We start from the raw sequence: 18,166 nt of genomic DNA on the forward strand, positions 1-18,166 counted from the left end.
GTGCCTCGATCCATGGCCGTGAGACGTGGGGAGTGCCGTGGCATACGATGGTCGAGGCAGCTCTTCAGGCCTGCAGCGCGCCGCATTCACGGCCCGAGTGACCGGCTCTCGGCGAAGCCCAAACAAAAGCCCCAGGCCGGGCGTTCCATGATAATCTGAAAGGTCTGAAAAAAGAAATCTCTTCAGGCGTTTATCCCCGCAGCGGCGAATATCCGTTTCCGCGTTCTATCGGGTTGAACTCTCCCATTACGTCAAAGCGTCTTTGGTTTGCAGCCCCCGAATTGATCGACATCAAGGCAATTATTACTGCTGCCAGTAAAGCGATATCAGGCTTGCGGAGTTGAAATCATGGCCCACGGACCAGCAGAGACAAATGTCGATCGGCACGATGGACCGAGGCAGAATGGATCTGCCCCTGACCCGATCAAGGATAACAGATGCAACGAGGTCAGCAGCCGATCTGTCACGGAGTTTCTAGATCGGGCGACCCATGCCGGAATGGCCCGGTTTACAAAGGGCGTGTCGCCTGCGGCACTTGCCGGGGCTTATCTGGATTGGATGGCGCATCTGGCGACATCTCCCGGAAAGCAGATCGAAATCACGCAAAAGGCATTTGGCAAATGGCTGCGGCTGTCGCGCTTTGCAATGACATGTGCCGGGGCACAAGCCGGTCTCGACCCCTGTATCGAGCCGCTGCCACAAGACCGTAGATTTCGCGATGAGGCCTGGCAGAAATGGCCCTACAACGTGATTTCTCAGGGGTTCCTGTTGAACCAACAGTGGTGGCACAATGTCACCACCGATGTGCGCGGCGTTACCCGTCAGCACGAAAACGTCATGGAGTTTGCGTCAAGGCAGATCCTGGATGCCTTTTCGCCGTCTAACTTCCTGCTCACCAATCCTGAAGCATTGGCAAAGACGCGCCAAGAGCGAGGCCAGAACCTTTTTCGCGGCTTTCGGAACTGGCTCGACGATCTGGACCGCCTGCAAAACGACAAGCCGCCCGCCGGGGCCGAAGCGTTCCGGCCCGGCCATGAGGTTGCCGTGACGCCCGGCAAGGTGGTCTATCGCAACCACCTGATCGAACTCATCCAATACACGCCGACCACCGAAACGGTCAGGCCGGAGCCCATCCTGATCGTGCCGGCATGGATCATGAAATACTACATCCTCGATCTTTCGCCGGAAAACTCGATGGTGAAGTTCCTGGTCGATCAGGGGTATACGGTGTTCATGATTTCGTGGCGTAATCCGGATGCCGAAGACCGCGATCTGGGGATGGACGATTACCGCAAGATGGGCGTCATGGATGCAATCGGCGCGGTGCAGGGCATTGTGCCGGGCCAGAAAATCCACGGCGTCGGGTATTGCCTCGGCGGCACGTTGCTTTCAATTGCGGCCGCAACAATCGGTCGCGACGGCGGCGATCCGTTCGCAACGCTCAGTTATTTCGCCTCGCAGATCGATTTCACCGAGCCGGGCGAATTGCAGCTGTTTATCAACGACAGCCAGCTGACGTTCCTGGAAGACATGATGTGGGATCAGGGATATCTCGATACGACCCAGATGTCCGGGGCCTTTCAAATGATCAAGTCCGTGGATCTGGTCTGGTCGCAGATCCTTCACAGGTACCTGATGGGCGATGAAACGGCGATGTTCGACCTGATGGCCTGGAACGCCGACGGCACACGCATGCCGTTCCGGATGCATTCGGAATACCTCCGGTCGCTTTTTCTGAACAACGAACTGACCGAAGGGCGCTTTCTTGTCGAGGGGCGACCGATTTCCGTGACCGACATCCGGGTTCCGGTGTTTTCCGTGGGCACGGCCAAGGATCACGTGGCCCCCTGGAAATCGGTCTACAAGATGCATCTGTATCTCGATACGGACCTGACCTTTGCGCTCGCCAGCGGCGGTCACAACACCGGCATCGTGTCTGAGCCCGGCCACAAGAACCGCAGCTATCAGATTGCCACGGCACGCCACGATGACCACTATGTCGATCCTGAAAGCTGGGCGGCACGAACCCCGAAAAAAGACGGCTCCTGGTGGCTGGACTGGGTGTCGTGGCTGGACGGGCGGTCGGGGGCACCCAAAGCACCGCCGTCTATTGGGAACGAAAACGCGGGGCTCGCCACCCTGACGGACGCACCGGGAACCTATGTCGTGCAGAAATAGGTGTGAAATCCCGTCGTATGACCGCGAGCACAGAGGCGTCAGCATGAAAAAGCCGACGAAAGGAACACCAAAATGGCACGGCTGAAGAATAGAGTCGCCCTGATCACCGGTGGTGCGGCGGGCATAGGGCTGGAAACCGCCCGGCTGTTTTTGCACGCTGGCGCCAAAGTCGCCCTGGTGGATTTGAACGAAGATGACCTGTCCACAGCGGCAGGTGAATTAGGTGGTCTTGGCGAGGTGATGACCATCGCTGCCGACGTGTCGTCAGACAACGGCAGTGCTGGTTATGTCAAGACGACACTCGACCGGTTTGCGCGGATCGACGTATTGTTCAACAATGCCGGGATCGAGGGCAAGGTTGCCCCGCTGATTGATCAGAGTATCGATGATTTCGACCGGGTGATGGCCGTCAATGTGCGCGGTACATTTCTGGGGCTGCAACATGTTATGCCACACATGATTGCACGAAAATCGGGCAGCATTATCAACATGTCGTCCATCGCCGGGTTGAAAGGCAGTCCGAATCTCGCGCCCTATATTGCGTCCAAACATGCGGTTGTGGGTTTGACCAAAGCTGCCGCGATCGAAGCTGCCCCGCACAACGTCCGGGTCAATTCCATCCATCCCTCGCCGGTCAACACCCGGATGATGCGCGCGCTTGAGGACGGTTTCAATCCGGGTCATGGCGCGGTGGTGAAACAGCAGCTTCAGGCGGCCATTCCGCTGGGCCGATATGGCGAGAGTGCCGACATCGCCAATCTCGTCCTGTTCCTGGCCTCGGACGATGCGGCGTTCATCACCGGGGCGCAATACCCGGTCGATGGCGGTATGGCCGCAGGCTGATTATACCTTCCCGGAGGACCCTTTGGATGACAGACAGCGCAGCCGGAAACCGGATCGACACAGAGGCGAGCGATGGCGCTATCGTTGCCATCCGGGGCGGTGTCGTTGACGTCGCCTTTGGCGCGCCGGTTCCACGCATTCATGCATTAGTACATGCTGGCGATGTCGCGATGGAGGTGGCCTCGCTGGTCGGCGACGGTGTCGTGCGCTGCATCGCTCTTGGCTCGGTGCGCGGGCTGGGGCTGGGGCTGCCTGTTGCCGCCAAGGGTGGCGGCATCGAGGTCCCGGTCGGCGAGGCCGTTCTGGGCCGGATGCTGAACGTTTTCGGCGCCCCGATCGATGGGCGGGCGCCGCCCGATGCGGTTGCATACCGTCCGATCCACCGCCCGCCGCCGCCGCTGTCGGACCGGGTGTTGCGCGCGGAAGTTCTTGAGACCGGGATCAAGGCGATCGATCTGTTGTCGCCGATTGAACGCGGCGGCAAGACGGGTCTGTTTGGCGGTGCTGGCGTTGGCAAGACGGTGTTGCTGAGCGAGTTGATCCACAACACCGTCGAACACCATCGCGGCGTCAGCCTGTTCTGCGGTATTGGCGAGCGGTCGCGTGAGGCCGAAGAACTATGGCGCGAAATGGGCGCTGCGGGCGTGCGCGACAAGATGGTGATGCTGTTTGGCCAGATGAACGAAGCCCCCGGCGTGCGTTTTCTGATCGGCAATACAGCCCTGACCATGGCCGAGTTCTTTCGTGACGATCGGGGTCAGGACGTGCTGCTGCTGATCGACAACATATTTCGTTTCGTGCAGGCCGGATCCGAGGTGTCGGGCCTGCTGGGCCGGATGCCGTCGCGGGTGGGCTATCAGCCGACACTGGCGACCGAGCTTGCGGCGCTGCAAGAGCGGATTTCCTCGACCCAAAGGGGATCGATCACCTCGATCCAGGCGGTCTATGTGCCTGCCGACGACTTTACCGACCCGGCGGCGGCGCAGATTTTCTCGCATCTGTCGGCCTCTGTCGTTCTGTCGCGCAAACGTGCCAGCGAGGGGCTGTACCCTGCGGTCGATCCGCTCGCCTCGGCGTCGGTCATGCTGACCCCGGCGGTTGTCGGTCAGCGGCATTACGACATCGCCCGCGCGGTGCGCCGAACGCTGGCAGAATACGAGGAACTGCGCGACATAATCGCCATGTTGGGGATCGAGGAGTTGTCCGCGCATGACCGCGCCGTGGTAGCGCGCGCCCGCAGGCTGGAACGGTTCCTGACCCAGCCCTTTTTTACGGTGACCGCATCGGCCGGTACCAGCGGAAAGCTGGTGCCGATCAGCGAAACGCTGGACGGATGCGAAAGGATCCTTGGGCAAACCACATTTGAGCTGCCGGAAAGTGCCTACTACATGATCGGTGCGCTTTCGGATCTTGAGGCGGCAACATGAGCATGGCCGCAGAAATGCAAATCGCTCTGCGGTTGCCCTCGCGTATTCTGTTTCAGGGTCCGGCCATACGTCTGGCTGCGACCGCCGAAGATGGCAGCTTTGGCATTCTGCCCAACCATGTCGACTTTGTCACCGCGCTGGTGCCGTCGGTTTTGCTGATCACGGCACCGGACGGGCATGAGCGGGTTTTCGGCATCGACGCAGGACTGCTGGTCAAAAAGGGCCATGCGGTCGAAATAGCCGTGCGCCGTGGCGTGCCGAGCGACAGCCTTGAAAATCTGCACGATACCGTGGGCCGGACCTTTGCCGAAGTGGCCGATGACGAGCGGGCAGCGCGGGCCGCCCTGTCGCGGCTTGAAGCGGATATGGTCCGTCGGTTCAGCAATCTGCGCAGGCCGCAGCCATGACCAACGATGCGGATAAATCGACCGAAGAGATCGGCGATCGGGCCCGTCGCATGAAGATCGCGCGCGACGATCCGGGACCCAGCCCGTTGCGGGGGGTTGGCACATTCGGGATGATCGGCTGGTCGATCGCCGTGCCAACGGTGATCGGTGCATTTCTCGGGCTATGGCTGGACCGGGTGGCACCGCAGGCCTTTTCCTGGCCCGTTGCGCTGATTCTGGGCGGGGTGGTTCTAGGCGCATTGATCGCCTGGGCATGGATTGGCAAGGAAGGAGACGGCAGATGATCGCGATCGACTGGAACGGCCTTGGTCTGGGGGCCTTGCTGGGTCTTGGCGCAGGCGTGGCGTTCTTTCTGGGACTGGCGCTCGGTATGCGTCTGGCGCTGCGCGCCGCACATCCGCTGCCGGTGCTGCTGCTCAGCAGCGCACTGCGTATTTCGCTGTTGCTGGGGCTGGGCTGGATGGTGGCGCAAAGCGGAGCGACGGCGCTGGCCGGGTTTGCGCTGGCTTTCGTCGCGGCGCGTGTTGCCGCAATTGCCATCGCCCGACCCATTGCGGCAACACGGGTGTCATCATGAAACTGACGCCCGACGACGACACGATTTTTTCCATCGGGGATTTGGCGATCAATGCCACAATCTTCAACACTTGGCTGGTCATGGCGCTGCTGACCGGGGTGTCCGCATTGATCACCCGCAATCTGCGTTCCGACGTGCCGCCGAACCGGTGGCGGACCATGCTGGAGGTGATCGTGATCGGTATTCAGGACCAGATCCAGAGCATCACCCAGCGCGTCGACCCGAGACTGCTGTATTTCACCGGCACGTTGTTCTTGTTCATCGTCACTTCGAACCTCTTGCTGGTGATTCCGGGGTTTCATCCGCCCACCGCTTCACTTTCGACCACCGCCGCGCTGGCGCTGTCGGTGTTGGTGGCGGTGCCAATCTTCGGGATCGGCAGTCGCGGGCTGGGGGGATATCTCAGAACCTATATCGAACCATCGGCGATCATGCTGCCCTTTAACGTCATCGGCGAAGTCTCGCGGGGCCTTTCGCTGGCGATCCGACTGTACGGTAACATCATGAGCGGGGCGGTGATTGCGGCGATCCTGCTGGGCGTTGCGCCGTTCTTCTTTCCGGTGGTGATGGATATGCTGGGCCTGCTGACCGGGCTGATCCAGGCCTATATCTTCGCCATCCTCGCCACCGTTTATATTTCCGCGGCCTCGGCACCACCGGGTCCTAACACGCCCCGATCCAAACAGGAGCAGACATGACAGATCTTTCCATCATCGCCGCCATTTCAATTTTTACCGCAGGGTTGACCGTGTCTTTTGGCGCCCTTGGCCCCGCCCTTGGCGAGGGGCGGGCGGCATCTGCCGCGCTCACCGCCATTGCGCAACAGCCCGATGCGGCCTCGACATTGTCGCGGACACTGTTTGTCAGCCTTGCGATGATCGAATCCACCGCGATATATTGTTTTGTGGTTGCGATGATCCTGCTGTTTGCCAATCCGTTCTGGAATGTGGCGCTGGAGGCAACATCGCAGGCAACGGGCGGTTAGACATGTCGATCGACTGGTTCACCGTCATAGCCCAGATCGTCAACTTTCTGGTGCTGGTCTGGCTGCTCAAACGCTTTCTCTATCGGCCGATCCTGGACGGTATCGACGCGCGCGAGAATGAGATTGCAGAGCGGATGAACGACGCCACCATGGTGCGCCGGACGGCGGAGGCGGCCGAAGCCGAATTCCGGGCCGAGATCGAGTCGCTGCGCTCCAGCCGGGGTGATCTGCTGAAAGAGGCGCACCAGCAAGCCGAAGCCGAGCGCGACGCGCTATTGGCCGAGGCGCGCAAACAACTGGAACGGGATCTGGCCGCCAGACAGGCACAGAACGCAACGGAAGCCCGCCGGTACACTGCGGATCTGCACCGGGCCGGGGCCGAGGCGCTGTTGGCGCTGACCCGCAAGGCGCTGTTGGATCTGGCCGATGAATCGTTCGAACACCGGATTGCAGCCCATGCGGTGACACGGCTGGCGGCGGCGAACGACGATCTGAAAAAGGCCGCTGGCGACAATCGCGAGGCCGTGGTCCTGACCCGCGATCCGCTGCCATCTGATGTCCGCGCGCAACTAGAACGTGATCTTGCTGCGGTTCTGCCCGACGTTACAGTACGGTTCGATACCGAACCTGCGCTGGCACCGGGACTTACCCTCCGGCTGGGCGGTGCGCAGGTCGCCTGGACGGTGGACAGCTATCTTGATGGCCTCGATGCCGTTCTGGCGGATCGGGCACGTCAGGCGCGCGCACAAGGTTTTACAGATGCCGCGTGAAGCCACCCCAGAACTTACCTTTGACGAACTGGTGCAGGCAGTTCTGGACAGCCCGCCGCCTGCGCCGAAGATCAGCGAGGTTGGCCGTGTCGCAGAGGTCGGTGACGGCATCGCCATCGTCACCGGTCTGGTGCGGGCCCTGTCAGACGAGGTGCTGGAATTCGCCTCGGGCGGGCGCGGAATCGTGTTTGATCTGGAGCCCGGACGGCTGGGTGTCGTGCTGCTGGGTCCGTCGGAACAGATCAGCATGGGAGAGGACGTTCGGCGTACCGGCCGGGTTGTCGGTGTTCCGGTCGGTACGGCGCTTTTGGGTCGCATCGTCGACGCATTGGGCCGCCCCCGTGATGACAAGCCGCCGGTAGATACCGTCAACCTGCACCCGATCGAAGTCGAGGCACCCGATATTCTGCACCGATCCGCCGTAACCCGGCCCCTGGCCACCGGGCTGAAGGCCGTCGATGCTGCCGTTCCCGTGGGGTTGGGTCAACGCGAGCTGATCATCGGAGACCGGCAAACCGGCAAGACCTCGATCGCCGTCGACACCATTCTAAATCAAAAAGACACTGGCGTGATCTGTCTATATTGCTCCATCGGACAGCGTGGCGATGCGGTAGCAAAGGTCATCGGCGCGATACAGGACGGCGCGATGATGGACAGAACCGTCATTATTGTGGCTGGCGACGAAGATGCGCCGGGCCTGGCCTATGTCGCGCCTTATGCAGCGATGACGATGGCCGAGAATTTTGCCGCCAATGGACAGGACGTCCTGGTGGTGATGGATGATCTGACACACCATGCGCATGCGTATCGGGAATTGTCGCTGCTGCTGCGCCGCCCGCCGGGGCGCGAGGCCTTTCCCGGCGATATTTTCTATGTTCACGCAAGGTTGCTGGAGCGCGCCGGCCAGTTTTCGCCAAGCGTCGGGGGCGGATCAATCACAGTCCTGCCGGTGGTTCAGACCCAGGCCGAGAACCTGTCGGCCTTTATCCCGACCAACCTGATCTCGATCACCGACGGGCAGATCTATCTGTCTCCGCGCCTGGTCCGCAAGAACCAGTTTCCGGCGGTCGATCTGGGGGTATCGGTTTCACGTGTCGGCGGCAAGGCGCAGGCGCGCGCCTTTCGTGACGTGTCGGGCAACCTGCGGGTGACGCTGTCACAGTTCGAAGAGCTTGAGGAATTCGCCCGCTTCGGTACGCGGCTGGATGATGCAACGCGCGCCCGGCTCACGCGCGGCGAGGCGGTGCGCGCGGCGTTGCGACAGCCCGAGCGAGACCCGATGACGGCAGCGGAACAGCTGACGGTGTTGCTGGCCGCGATGGAGGGGCTGATGGACGGTATGGACGAGACCCGGGCAACGGCGGCGATGGCGGCCATTCGGGCAGCGGTGCGGGCCGATGACGCCGGGCTGGCGGTCCGCATCGCCGATAACGAAAGGCTGACAGATGCGGACCGTACCCGCATTGTCGCAACCGCGCGGGGTGCGATCGCGGCACAGGTAGGGCTCGATGGCACAGACCCTTGAACTGTTGACCCGGCGCACGGAGACGCTGCGCAGTATTCGCGGTATCGTGCGCACGATGAAAACGATGTCGGCGATCAACGCGCGGCCATACGAACAGGCGGCCCAGGCCATCGAGGCTTATCACGACACCGTGCTGGATGGCTTGCACGCATTTCTGCACCGTACCGGCGCGTTGCCACCGGTGGCGCAGCCGGATGCGATGCCAGTGATCATCGCCTTTGGCTCGGACCTTGGGCTCTGCGGCAACTATAACGAGATTCTGGCGACAGAAACTGCACGGGCAATGACCCTGCTGCCCGCGTCGCGAGTCATCTGCATCGGGGTGCAAATGGAGGATGCGCTCACCGGTCTGGGCATGGTTCCGCTGGCCACCCTGCTGCCACCCGCGACAGCCGATGGGCTGGGCCGTCTGGCGGGCGATCTCATCGCCCGGATCGATGCGATCCGCCGCGATGACATATCTGCGGCGATTTCTGTGACCTTGGTTTTCATGCGCCGCGCCGAACACGGTCAGCAAAGCCCGATTGCGCAGCAATTGCTGCCGCTGGATCCCGAATTGATCAGTGCGCTTGCCGCGCGGCCCTGGAACTCGAGGAGTCTGCCACACTTCAGCCTGCCTCCCGACGCGCTTTTATCCGCACTGGTCCGCAATTTCCTGTTCGCAGGCTTGTTCCGCGCCGCAGCCGAGGCGCTTGTGACCGAGAACGCCGCACGACTGGCACGCATGCAGCAGGCGGAACAGTCGGTCGAGGACCGGCTGGAGGAGCTTATTTGCGATACCCGCTCAGTTCGGCAGAGTGAAATAACCACCGAACTCTTGGATGTGATCATCGGCTTTGAGGCGCTGAAGGACCGCGACCGGCGCAAGACCGGCGAGAGATAATTCCTCCACTGCCGCCGGGCAGAGATGGACATTGATGTGGGTCAAAGCCCGGGCATCGCAATTCTGCTATCCTTCGTACCGAAGATTTATATGGAGGGTGGAGAAGAGATGCCGAATTCGAACAAGCGTCAGGCGGTCGGCGGCGGCATGCCGTGGGATCCTCTGAACAGCCCGCAAATGACACATTTCATACGGATGCAGAAACTGCTGTTGAGCGAAACCGAGAAGTACTCTTCTGAGTGGTTCAGGCGCCGGTGTGAGGCCGCCGCGACAGCAACGCGCGCGGTGACAGAAACAGCCTCGGGAGGTGTGATCGATCCGCTAGTCGTGTCAAGGGCGCTGATTGATTGGCAAAGGGGTTCAATGCAACGGTTGAACGAAGATTTTCGTGATTATCTGGGCATGATGAACCGCTGCGCCCAACGCATGGTAGAAGAAGAATCCGAGGCGATCACGGAGACGATCGAGGATGTCGCAAAAGCGACTAAATCCACCAGAGCGCACTCCAGCCCGGTTTGATGTCGCACTGAAAGGTCGCGCGGCGATGCTTGACATGCCGCGTGACCCAAACCGGCTCGGATCGGGTGAACTGGTTGCGGGGCCGCTGCGTTGCAGTATCACCCATCATGGTCCCGTCAGGTTCTGAATACCCTGTATAATGCCGGAATAACCAGCACCGTCAGCAGCGTGGACGAGGCCAGTCCGAACAGCAACGAAATCGCCAGCCCCTGAAAGATCGGGTCGTTCAGGATCACTGCAGCGCCGATCATTGCCGCGAGCGCAGTCAGCAGGATCGGCTTGAACCTGACTGCCCCGGCGTCCAGCAACACATCGGTCAAGGGGCGGTCGGGCGATTTGGCGTGGCGGATGAAATCGACCAGCAGGATCGAGTTGCGCACAATGATCCCCGCCAAGGCGATGAACCCGATCATCGAGGTTGCAGTGAAAGCCGCACCAAACAGCCAGTGACCGCCGATGATGCCGATAAAGGTCAGCGGCACTGGCGTCAGGATCACAAGCGGCACTTTGAACGAGCCGAATTGCCCGACGACAAGGATATAGATGCCCAACAAGGCCACACCAAACGCCGCGCCCATGTCGCGGAACGTAACCCAGGTGACCTCCCACTCGCCGTCCCATAACAGGATCGGATGGCGGTCATCCCCGGGCTGGCCATGCAGCGCAATCGTCGGCTTGGGCAGATCGCTCCAATCCTGTGCATCCAGCGCCTCCTGTACCGCCAACATCCCGTAAAGCGGTGCCTCGAAATCTCCGGCCAGTTCCGCAGTCACCATTTCCGCTGCGCGTCCGTTGTGGCGAAAGACCGGAAACGAGGCACGCTCTTCGATCACCTGCACCACGTCGCCCAATTCGACCACACCACGGTCGCCCGGCAGCGCGTTGGCCGGAATCGGCGTGGTCAGAAAATCTTCGCCCAGGGTGCGTTCGCCAATGGGCCGTTCCAGTCGGATCGGAATCGGCTGCCGCCCCCCGCCGCGATGGGAATAACCCACTGTCTGTCCGCCATTCAGGATCGCAATCGTGTTCAGCACATCGGATTCCTGTACCCGGAAAAATTCGGCATCATCGGTGGAAACCCTGGCCCGCAGTCGTCGCGCGGGAACGCCATAGGAATTGTCCACATCGACGATAAATGGCACCGAACGAAATGCGTCTTCGACCCGCGCCGCCACCGCGCGGCGGGTCTGGGCATCGGGTCCGTAGATCTCGGCCAGAAGGGTTGCCAGCACCGGCGGGCCGGGCGGGGGTTCGAGCACTTTCAGGCTGGCCGCCGACAACGCATCCAACGCCGCCAGCCGTTGCCGGATGTCCAGCGCGATATCGTGGCTGCTGCGTGTACGCGCGTCCTTGGGCAATAGATTGATCGCCACGTCGCCCTGTTCGGGCTGAGCCCGCAGGTAGGAATGGCGCACGAGGCCGTTAAAATTGAACGGCGCGGCAGTGCCGGCGTGGGTCTGCACCGAATGGACCTCGGGCAGATCCAGCACGATCCCTGCGACTTGCTGGGCAATCGCGTCGGTGGCCTCGACAGAGGCCCCTTCGGGCAGGTCGATCAGCACCGACAATTCGGACTTGTTGTCGAACGGCAGCAGTTTGACTGTCACATCCTGCGTGTAAAACAGCGCCAACGATCCGAAAGTCAGCGCCGTCACCCCCGCAATCAACAGCCAGCTTCGCCCCTTGGTCGCAAGGATCGGACTGGCCACGGTTCGGTAAAGACGTCCCAACCTGCCACCGTCTGACTCCTCATGATGCACCGCTGGGGCATTGCCCGCCGCCTTGAGCATCAGCCACGGCGTCACTGTCACCGCCACGAAAAACGAAAAGATCATTGCGGCAGAGGCATTGGCGGGGATCGGGCTCATATAGGGTCCCATCATGCCAGACACGAACAGCATCGGCAGCAGGGCTGCAACCACGGTCAGCGTCGCGATAATCGTCGGATTGCCGACCTCGGCCACCGCATCAATCGCCGCTGTACGGCGCGGCCGGTCATCGCCCATGCCCCAGTGCCGAGCGATGTTCTCGATGACGACAATTGCGTCATCCACCAGGATACCGATGGAAAAAATCAGTGCGAACAGTGACACCCGGTTCAGCGTATACCCCATCAGCCAGGACGCAAACAGGGTCAGCAGGATCGTCATCGGAATGACCAGCGCCACGACAAACGCCTCGCGACGACCGATGGCAATCCAGACCAGGGCAATGATCGACACGGTTGCAAGGCCAAGGTGATAGAGCAGCTCGTTCGCCTTTTCATTGGCGCTTTCGCCATAGTCGCGCGTGACTTCGACTTGCATGTCTTCAGGGATCAATCCGCCATCCAACATCTCGACCCGGTGCAGCACGGACTCGGCGACATGCACCGCGTTCGCGCCGGCCCGTTTGGCCACGGCCAGCGTCACCGAGGGCACCCGGGTCACGCCGTCCTGGTTTTTTGTCACCGTCGAGACCAGAAATTCGCCCCGGTCGGCGGCAAATGCCACATCTGCAACGTCGCGCAGATAGACTGGGCGACCATCCCGGGTGGTCAGCAGCAGATTTCCGATCGCTTCTGGCGAGCGCAGGGTTTCCCCGGCCAGCAGAAAGATCTGTTCGCCCTGGTCGCGGATACGGCCGGTCGGAAAAGCGGTATTTGCGCCCGCCACCTTTACGGCAAGTTGTTGCAACGTCACCCCATGCAGCGCCAGCCGCGCCGGATCAGGTGCAACCCGCAACATTTCAGGCGTTTCCCCCACCAAGTAGGTCAGCCCGACATCGGGGATCTTGGCGACCTCGGTGCGCAACTCGCGCGCGATGCGTGTCAGATCGTTGGCGGTGATCCGATCCGCCGAATGTTCGCTCGGTGACAGTGTCAGCGCCAGGATCGCCACATCATCTATACCGCGCCCGACGATCATCGGCTCGGGCACTCCAACCGGGATGCGGTCGAAATTGGCGCGCACCTTGTCATGCACCCGTAGCACCGCAGAATCCGAGGATGTACCAACAACAAACCGGGCCGTCACCACCACCATATCGTCATAGCTTTGGGAATAGACGTGTTCGACATCCGTGATGCCCTTGACGATGGTTTCCAGCGGCTCGGTGATCAGTTTGACCGCATCCTCGGCCCTGAGACCGTCGGCACGGACATGGATATCGACCATCGGTACGGAAATCTGTGGCTCTTCCTCGCGCGGCAGGCTGATCAGGGCGACAAGACCGAAAACGAACGCCGCCAACAGAAACAGCGGTGTCAGCGGCGAGGTAATGAACATCCGGGTCAGCCCCCCGGCAATGCCGAGCGGCGTTTTTATTGGCGTCATGGGGTCACCAGAACGTCACCGGCGGCAAGCCCGGACAACACCTCGACCATCGCCATTCCGTCCCAAGCGATGGGATCACCCAGCACGACCGCCCGGTCGGCATTGCCCGCGCCCGCCGCCACGGTCACGAAATCAATTCCCGACCGGGTCGCAACAGCCGCTATGGGAACCAGCAACGCTGAGCGTTCCCCTACTGGCAGCTCCACCAAAACCCGCGTATTCACGAATGCGGTATTCAGCCCGTCAACCTCTACATCGGCAATCACCCGCCCGTTTTCAATCTGCGGATAGATCTTTGCAATCCGGCCTGCGGTGTCGGTGCCTGCGGTATGCATCCGGATTTCTGCACCTTCTTCCAATGACACCGCGTGGCGTTCCGGAACCGCCAATCGCAGAAAAAATCCACCGCCACCAATCGTCGCGATCGGTTCGCCCGGCAGGATCACCGCCCCCAGCGTCGCCGGTACGGTCAGCACCCGACCTTCGCCGGGGGCCAGAATCTCGCCCTCGGTTGCCTGTTGGCTGACTACGTCGCGCTGTGCATCGGTCGCCGCGATTTCCCCGCGCACCACATCCACAGACGTGCGCAGCTGATCCAGCCGCTGTGCGGTGACAACACCGCGATCAACCAGCGTCTGACCGCGTGCAAGTTCAGTCTCTGCGGTGGTCAATTGCGCCTTCAATGCCCGGATCTGGGCATCGAGAGCGGCGATCTGAAACGCGATTTTATCATCATGCACCAAGGCGATCCTCTGGCCCGCAGCCACCAGATCGCCCTCGCTGACCGAAAGTTCGGTCAGCAGCCCGCCGATGCGCGCCCGCGCCGGAATGTTTTCGCGCGCTTCGATACGGCCATAGACCGCTTTCCATTCGGTCACCGCCGTCGGTGCAAGCGTCACGGTTCCGGCCAATCCCGGCCCGGCGGCCAGAAAGCCGACAATCAATGTCAGAATGCGCATGTTCCCGCCTTAGAAGGCTTTGCCTGGTTTGGCCCCAAGCTTTATAAATAAACGGGCCGCCGGGCAGACCCCGGTGAACGCAGATTGCAACAGATTTGCCCCGACAAATACCGTCAGCCAGACGAAATAAGGCGAGATCCACACCGTCAATGCAACGGAGACAAGAACCATGGAGCCCGCAAAGGCCAGAATTATACGATCAAGCGACATCGGTCTGCTCCTATCTTTCATATATATTCTACTTTATGAATTTATTCTTCGGATTTCAAGTCACATCGAGCCGCCTGCGACTTTGTTCCGCCCCCTTGAGGACGCTATTTGCCGCAAAAAAGGGACAACCAATGGAATCCACAGAAGCGGACGCATTTCACAAGAATGATCGTGAGTTTTAGCGGAGTCCGTCAATAGGAAACGCGGTGTCAGGCAGCGCGGTCCAGATGATTCTGAAAATGGCCACGACCTGACGATAGGCTGTTTGCTTCTCGTGACCGACATCGGCGCAGATGCCCAAGACTTGAGTGTGATCGCCGTCGGACACGGTACGGGACTATGCGAACCGGCCAAAGGAAGGCCAAAACCTGAGCAGAGCTAAGCCAAATTAACGAACTCAAAGGGGAGGCAGGTGTTCATACTGCCAAAATACAATTGCCAGGACTTCGGGACCGTTACACCGCTGATCCGCCGCTCCGACACCAAATTGCGCAGATCTCGATGAGACGCTGAATATGTCCATTCCGCCTGTCACACGATCACGCAACGGTTTCTTCGAACTTATCCCGCCGTGGCGCGAGGTGTTTGCAATACATGGCGCTGGTCCGTCGCAAAACAAACTTGCCGGTTAGCGTGGCAACCGCATTCCTGCAACTGTGTCGGCCCTGTCGACGCAATCAAGATCTGATCCCGGCGAGCGGAGAGGTCTCGTCTTCCACCAGGTGGCACGCGGCACGGTGATTTGAGCCGGCCAGTTTCAATCGAGGGGCGACATCACGACACCGCGCCTCGGCCACGGGGCAGCGGGACGCGAAACGGCAGCCCTTCGGCAAATCCAGAGGATCGGGGGGATCGCCGGGGATCAAGATGCGCCGCGATTGTTCACGCAGCATCGGGTCGACGGACGGGACCGCAGACAACAGCGCAGCCGTATAGGGATGCAAGGGGTTATTAAAAAGCGACAGCCGATCGGCGTGCTCGACGATCTTCCCCATATACATCACCGCAACGCTGTCGCACATATGCTGCACCACGCCCAGATCATGGCTGATGAAAACATATGTCAGCCCGAATTCCGTCTGCAGACGTCGCAGCAGATTCAGGATCTGCGCCTGTACCGCGACGTCGAGCGCGGAAACGGGTTCGTCGCAGATGATGACCTCGGGTTGGGTCGAAAGCGCGCGGGCGATGCCGATCCGCTGTCGTTGCCCACCGGAGAACTGATGCGGAAAAAGGCGCTTCTGTTCCGGGTGCAGCCCCACGGCCTTGAATAGCCCGTCCACAATCTCGCGTTTTTCGGAAATGGACTTGTCCGTCAGACTGTCGAGCGGTTCACGCACGATATCTTCGGCCCGCTTGCGCGGATTCAACGAAGAATACGGATCCTGAAAAATAACTTGCACCTTCTGGCGCATGTCTTTCAGGTCCTCACGGTCCAAAGGCAGGAGATCACGGCCTTCAAGCAGTATCTTGCCGCTGGTCAGGCCACTGACAAGGCGAGCAATGGCCAATGCCGCCGTGGTTTTTCCGGATCCCGACTCGCCGACGATGGCCAAAGTTTCACCTTTGCGAACGGTGAACGAGATATCATCCACTGCGGTCAGGTAGGTCGGTTTGGCAAAAAAACCGCCCTTGCGGCGAACACCGAACCGGACTGACAGGTTCTGAACGTCAAGAAGATCGCTCATCATAACTCCTCCGCATGCCAGCAGGCCGAAATCCGGGAATTTCCGAAATGCGCTTCGGGCGGCCGGGCCTGGCGGCACTGATCGGTCACGCGGGGGCATCGTGACGAGAACAGACAAAGGTCCTGCCCGAATTCCGACAATCCAGGTACAATGCCAGGAACTTCCGTTAGGTCCTGTCTCTCCTCGGTCAGGTTCGCCACGATATGCGGTACACAGCTAATCAGCCCATGGGTATAGGGGTGACGGGCGCGCGCAATGACCTGATCAACCGGGCCTTCTTCCGCCTTGCGTCCCGCATACATGACGATCATGCGTTCGGACATCTCTGCGACAGCGCCCATGTCATGTGTGATCATGATGATCGACGTTCCGGTTTGTGCTCGAAGGTCACGCAAAAGATCGAAAATCTGCGCCTGTACGGTCACGTCGAGCGCGGTCGTCGGCTCGTCTGCGATCAGGATCTTGGGCGTACAGGCCAGCGCTATTGCGATCATAACGCGTTGACGCTGACCGCCCGACATCTGGAAAGGATAGGATTCCATCCGGCTCTTGGGGTTGGGAATCTGCACGGCGTTCAGCAACTCAATTGCCTGTTTCCAAGCCGCTTTCTGGCTTAATCCCTGATGTGCGCGAAGAACTTCGGCGATCTGCTCGCCGACTGTGTAGACCGGGTTCAGAGAGGTCATCGGCTCTTGAAAGATCATACTGATCTCGTTGCCGCGAATTTCGCGCAACCGCCGCGGCGAGGCTGTGGTCAGTTCTTCGCCATCGAACTGGATGCTGCCAGAGGCGACGCGCCCGATCCCTTCCGGCAACAGGCCCATGATCGCAAGCGCGGTCATTGACTTGCCGCACCCGGATTCGCCCACGAAACTGATGCTTTCACCGTGACCCAGTTCCAGATTCAGGTTGTCGATAACCGGGGCGACGCCAGCGCGTGTCGCAAGCTCGATGCGCAGGTTTTCGACCTTGAGTAGCGGAGCCATCAGCGTTTCCTCAGCTTGGGATTCAGCGCATCGTTCAGACCGTCACCGACCAGGCTTATGGCGAGGACCGTGATGAAAATCGCGAGCCCCGGAATTGTGACAGTAAAGCTGGATTCCAGAATGTACTGCCGATTGGACCCAATTATCTGCCCCCAGCTCACCACATTCGGGTCGGTCAGTCCGAGAAAGCTCAGCCCGGCCTCAAAAAGGATCGCAGACCCAACCATGAGCGCCGATTGCACGATGATCGGCGGCAGGGCATTGGGCAGGATCACCTCGAACATGAGCTTAGAATTGGAGGCCCCCGAAGCGCGGCTGGCCATGACATATTCAAGTTCGCGTACGCGTTGGAACTCTGATCGGGTGATGCGCGCGACCGCCGTCCAGCTGACAATACCGATGGCAAAGGTGATCATTGGCAGGCTCGCACCGAACAGAGCCACGATAACCATCGAGAAAAGCAGCGTCGGCAAGACCTGGAAAAACTCGGTAAAGCGCATCAGGGCTTCTTCGACGATGCCGCCGTAAAACCCGGCAAGCGCACCCACCGTAACACCGATCACCACGGTGACAATCGCCGCCGAAAGTCCGATGATTAACGTCACCCGCGCGCCGTACAGGATCTGCGACAGCAGATCGCGTCCCAGGTAATCGGTCCCAAGCAAAAAGCCTTCTTCACCCGGAGGCGAAAATGGTGCCCAGACCATATCAAACGGATCGGTAGGGTATAGCAGCGGGCCGAAAATCGCGGCCAAAACGATCAGCACCAACAGCCCCAGCCCAACCATGGCCGAATGGTTGTGACGGAACATCTCCCAGGCTTCGGAGAGCGGCGAGCGGGCCTTGGCGACGGGCGGATCAATGGTCTGGTCGGTCATCATGCACGTCCTTTCAG

Annotated in this window: 18 protein-coding genes; 12 read left to right on the forward strand and 6 right to left on the reverse strand. The window is 60.5% G+C overall.

Features of this window, described 5'->3' with window-relative positions:
• Positions 1 to 348 precede the first annotated feature (348 nt).
• From NANH_RS26925 to NANH_RS26935, 12 genes are all read left to right on the forward strand, one after another.
• Complete coding sequence (locus tag NANH_RS26925) at positions 349 to 2,178, forward strand: PHA/PHB synthase family protein (RefSeq protein WP_081710514.1); 1,830 nt, start codon at positions 349 to 351, stop codon at positions 2,176 to 2,178.
• A gap of 72 nt (positions 2,179 to 2,250) precedes the next feature.
• Positions 2,251 to 3,021 (forward strand): SDR family NAD(P)-dependent oxidoreductase, encoded by a 771-nt coding sequence (locus tag NANH_RS0122195; protein ID WP_027264014.1) that lies wholly within the window; start codon positions 2,251 to 2,253, stop codon positions 3,019 to 3,021.
• A gap of 26 nt (positions 3,022 to 3,047) precedes the next feature.
• Positions 3,048 to 4,448, forward strand: coding sequence for a F0F1 ATP synthase subunit beta (atpD, locus tag NANH_RS0122200; RefSeq protein ID WP_036050231.1), 1,401 nt, complete (start codon positions 3,048 to 3,050; stop codon positions 4,446 to 4,448).
• Positions 4,445 to 4,855, forward strand: a complete 411-nt coding sequence (locus NANH_RS0122205) for an ATPase (protein ID WP_027264016.1) — start codon at positions 4,445 to 4,447, stop codon at positions 4,853 to 4,855. Before atpD ends, NANH_RS0122205 begins: the two co-directional genes overlap by 4 nt.
• Positions 4,852 to 5,139 carry an AtpZ/AtpI family protein gene (locus tag NANH_RS0122210; RefSeq protein WP_027264017.1) on the forward strand — a complete coding sequence of 96 codons (288 nt, stop codon included), beginning with the start codon at positions 4,852 to 4,854 and terminating at the stop codon, positions 5,137 to 5,139. The genes NANH_RS0122205 and NANH_RS0122210 overlap by 4 nt, the downstream gene beginning before the upstream one ends.
• Positions 5,136 to 5,432, forward strand: coding sequence for a hypothetical protein (locus NANH_RS26930; RefSeq protein ID WP_051372554.1), 297 nt, complete (start codon positions 5,136 to 5,138; stop codon positions 5,430 to 5,432). Before NANH_RS0122210 ends, NANH_RS26930 begins: the two co-directional genes overlap by 4 nt.
• On the forward strand, positions 5,429 to 6,130 hold the full coding sequence (locus NANH_RS0122220; RefSeq protein WP_027264018.1) for a F0F1 ATP synthase subunit A: 702 nt from the start codon (positions 5,429 to 5,431) through the stop codon (positions 6,128 to 6,130). Before NANH_RS26930 ends, NANH_RS0122220 begins: the two co-directional genes overlap by 4 nt.
• The gene (locus tag NANH_RS0122225) at positions 6,127 to 6,417 is read left to right on the forward strand and encodes a F0F1 ATP synthase subunit C (RefSeq protein WP_027264019.1); all 291 of its coding nucleotides are present in this window, start codon (positions 6,127 to 6,129) and stop codon (positions 6,415 to 6,417) included. The genes NANH_RS0122220 and NANH_RS0122225 overlap by 4 nt, the downstream gene beginning before the upstream one ends.
• Positions 6,418 to 6,419: 2 nt before the next feature.
• Complete coding sequence (locus NANH_RS0122230) at positions 6,420 to 7,187, forward strand: F0F1 ATP synthase subunit B family protein (protein ID WP_027264020.1); 768 nt, start codon at positions 6,420 to 6,422, stop codon at positions 7,185 to 7,187.
• Positions 7,177 to 8,712, forward strand: coding sequence for a F0F1 ATP synthase subunit alpha (locus NANH_RS0122235; protein ID WP_027264021.1), 1,536 nt, complete (start codon positions 7,177 to 7,179; stop codon positions 8,710 to 8,712). The genes NANH_RS0122230 and NANH_RS0122235 overlap by 11 nt, the downstream gene beginning before the upstream one ends.
• A complete protein-coding gene (locus NANH_RS0122240; protein ID WP_027264022.1) occupies positions 8,696 to 9,595 on the forward strand; it encodes a F0F1 ATP synthase subunit gamma in 900 nt (299 codons plus the stop codon). The genes NANH_RS0122235 and NANH_RS0122240 overlap by 17 nt, the downstream gene beginning before the upstream one ends.
• Positions 9,596 to 9,619: 24 nt before the next feature.
• Positions 9,620 to 10,114: a hypothetical protein gene (locus tag NANH_RS26935; protein ID WP_051372555.1), complete on the forward strand. Its 495-nt coding sequence runs from the start codon at positions 9,620 to 9,622 to the stop codon at positions 10,112 to 10,114.
• A gap of 116 nt (positions 10,115 to 10,230) precedes the next feature.
• Here NANH_RS26935 and NANH_RS0122250 read toward each other — a convergent pair whose 3' ends face one another.
• The 6 genes from NANH_RS0122250 to NANH_RS0122280 all read right to left on the reverse strand — a co-directional run bounded on the left by NANH_RS0122250 (position 10,231) and on the right by NANH_RS0122280 (position 18,149).
• Entirely contained in the window at positions 10,231 to 13,428 is a 3,198-nt protein-coding gene (locus NANH_RS0122250; RefSeq protein ID WP_027264023.1) for an efflux RND transporter permease subunit, read from the reverse strand.
• The gene (locus NANH_RS0122255; RefSeq protein ID WP_027264024.1) at positions 13,425 to 14,387 is read right to left on the reverse strand and encodes an efflux RND transporter periplasmic adaptor subunit; all 963 of its coding nucleotides are present in this window, start codon (positions 14,385 to 14,387) and stop codon (positions 13,425 to 13,427) included. Before NANH_RS0122255 ends, NANH_RS0122250 begins: the two co-directional genes overlap by 4 nt.
• A 9-nt stretch (positions 14,388 to 14,396) precedes the next feature.
• Complete coding sequence (locus NANH_RS0122260; protein WP_027264025.1) at positions 14,397 to 14,597, reverse strand: YgaP family membrane protein; 201 nt, start codon at positions 14,595 to 14,597, stop codon at positions 14,397 to 14,399.
• A 677-nt stretch (positions 14,598 to 15,274) separates the two neighbouring features.
• Positions 15,275 to 16,288 carry an ABC transporter ATP-binding protein gene (locus tag NANH_RS0122270; protein ID WP_036050236.1) on the reverse strand — a complete coding sequence of 338 codons (1,014 nt, stop codon included), beginning with the start codon at positions 16,286 to 16,288 and terminating at the stop codon, positions 15,275 to 15,277.
• The gene (locus NANH_RS0122275) at positions 16,285 to 17,271 is read right to left on the reverse strand and encodes an ABC transporter ATP-binding protein (protein ID WP_027264027.1); all 987 of its coding nucleotides are present in this window, start codon (positions 17,269 to 17,271) and stop codon (positions 16,285 to 16,287) included. Before NANH_RS0122275 ends, NANH_RS0122270 begins: the two co-directional genes overlap by 4 nt.
• Complete coding sequence (locus NANH_RS0122280) at positions 17,271 to 18,149, reverse strand: ABC transporter permease (RefSeq protein ID WP_027264028.1); 879 nt, start codon at positions 18,147 to 18,149, stop codon at positions 17,271 to 17,273. The genes NANH_RS0122275 and NANH_RS0122280 overlap by 1 nt, the downstream gene beginning before the upstream one ends.
• Positions 18,150 to 18,166: the final 17 nt, after the last annotated feature.

The sequence above is a fragment of the Sedimentitalea nanhaiensis DSM 24252 genome, assembly GCF_000473225.1.
Lineage (GTDB): Bacteria > Pseudomonadota > Alphaproteobacteria > Rhodobacterales > Rhodobacteraceae > Sedimentitalea > Sedimentitalea nanhaiensis.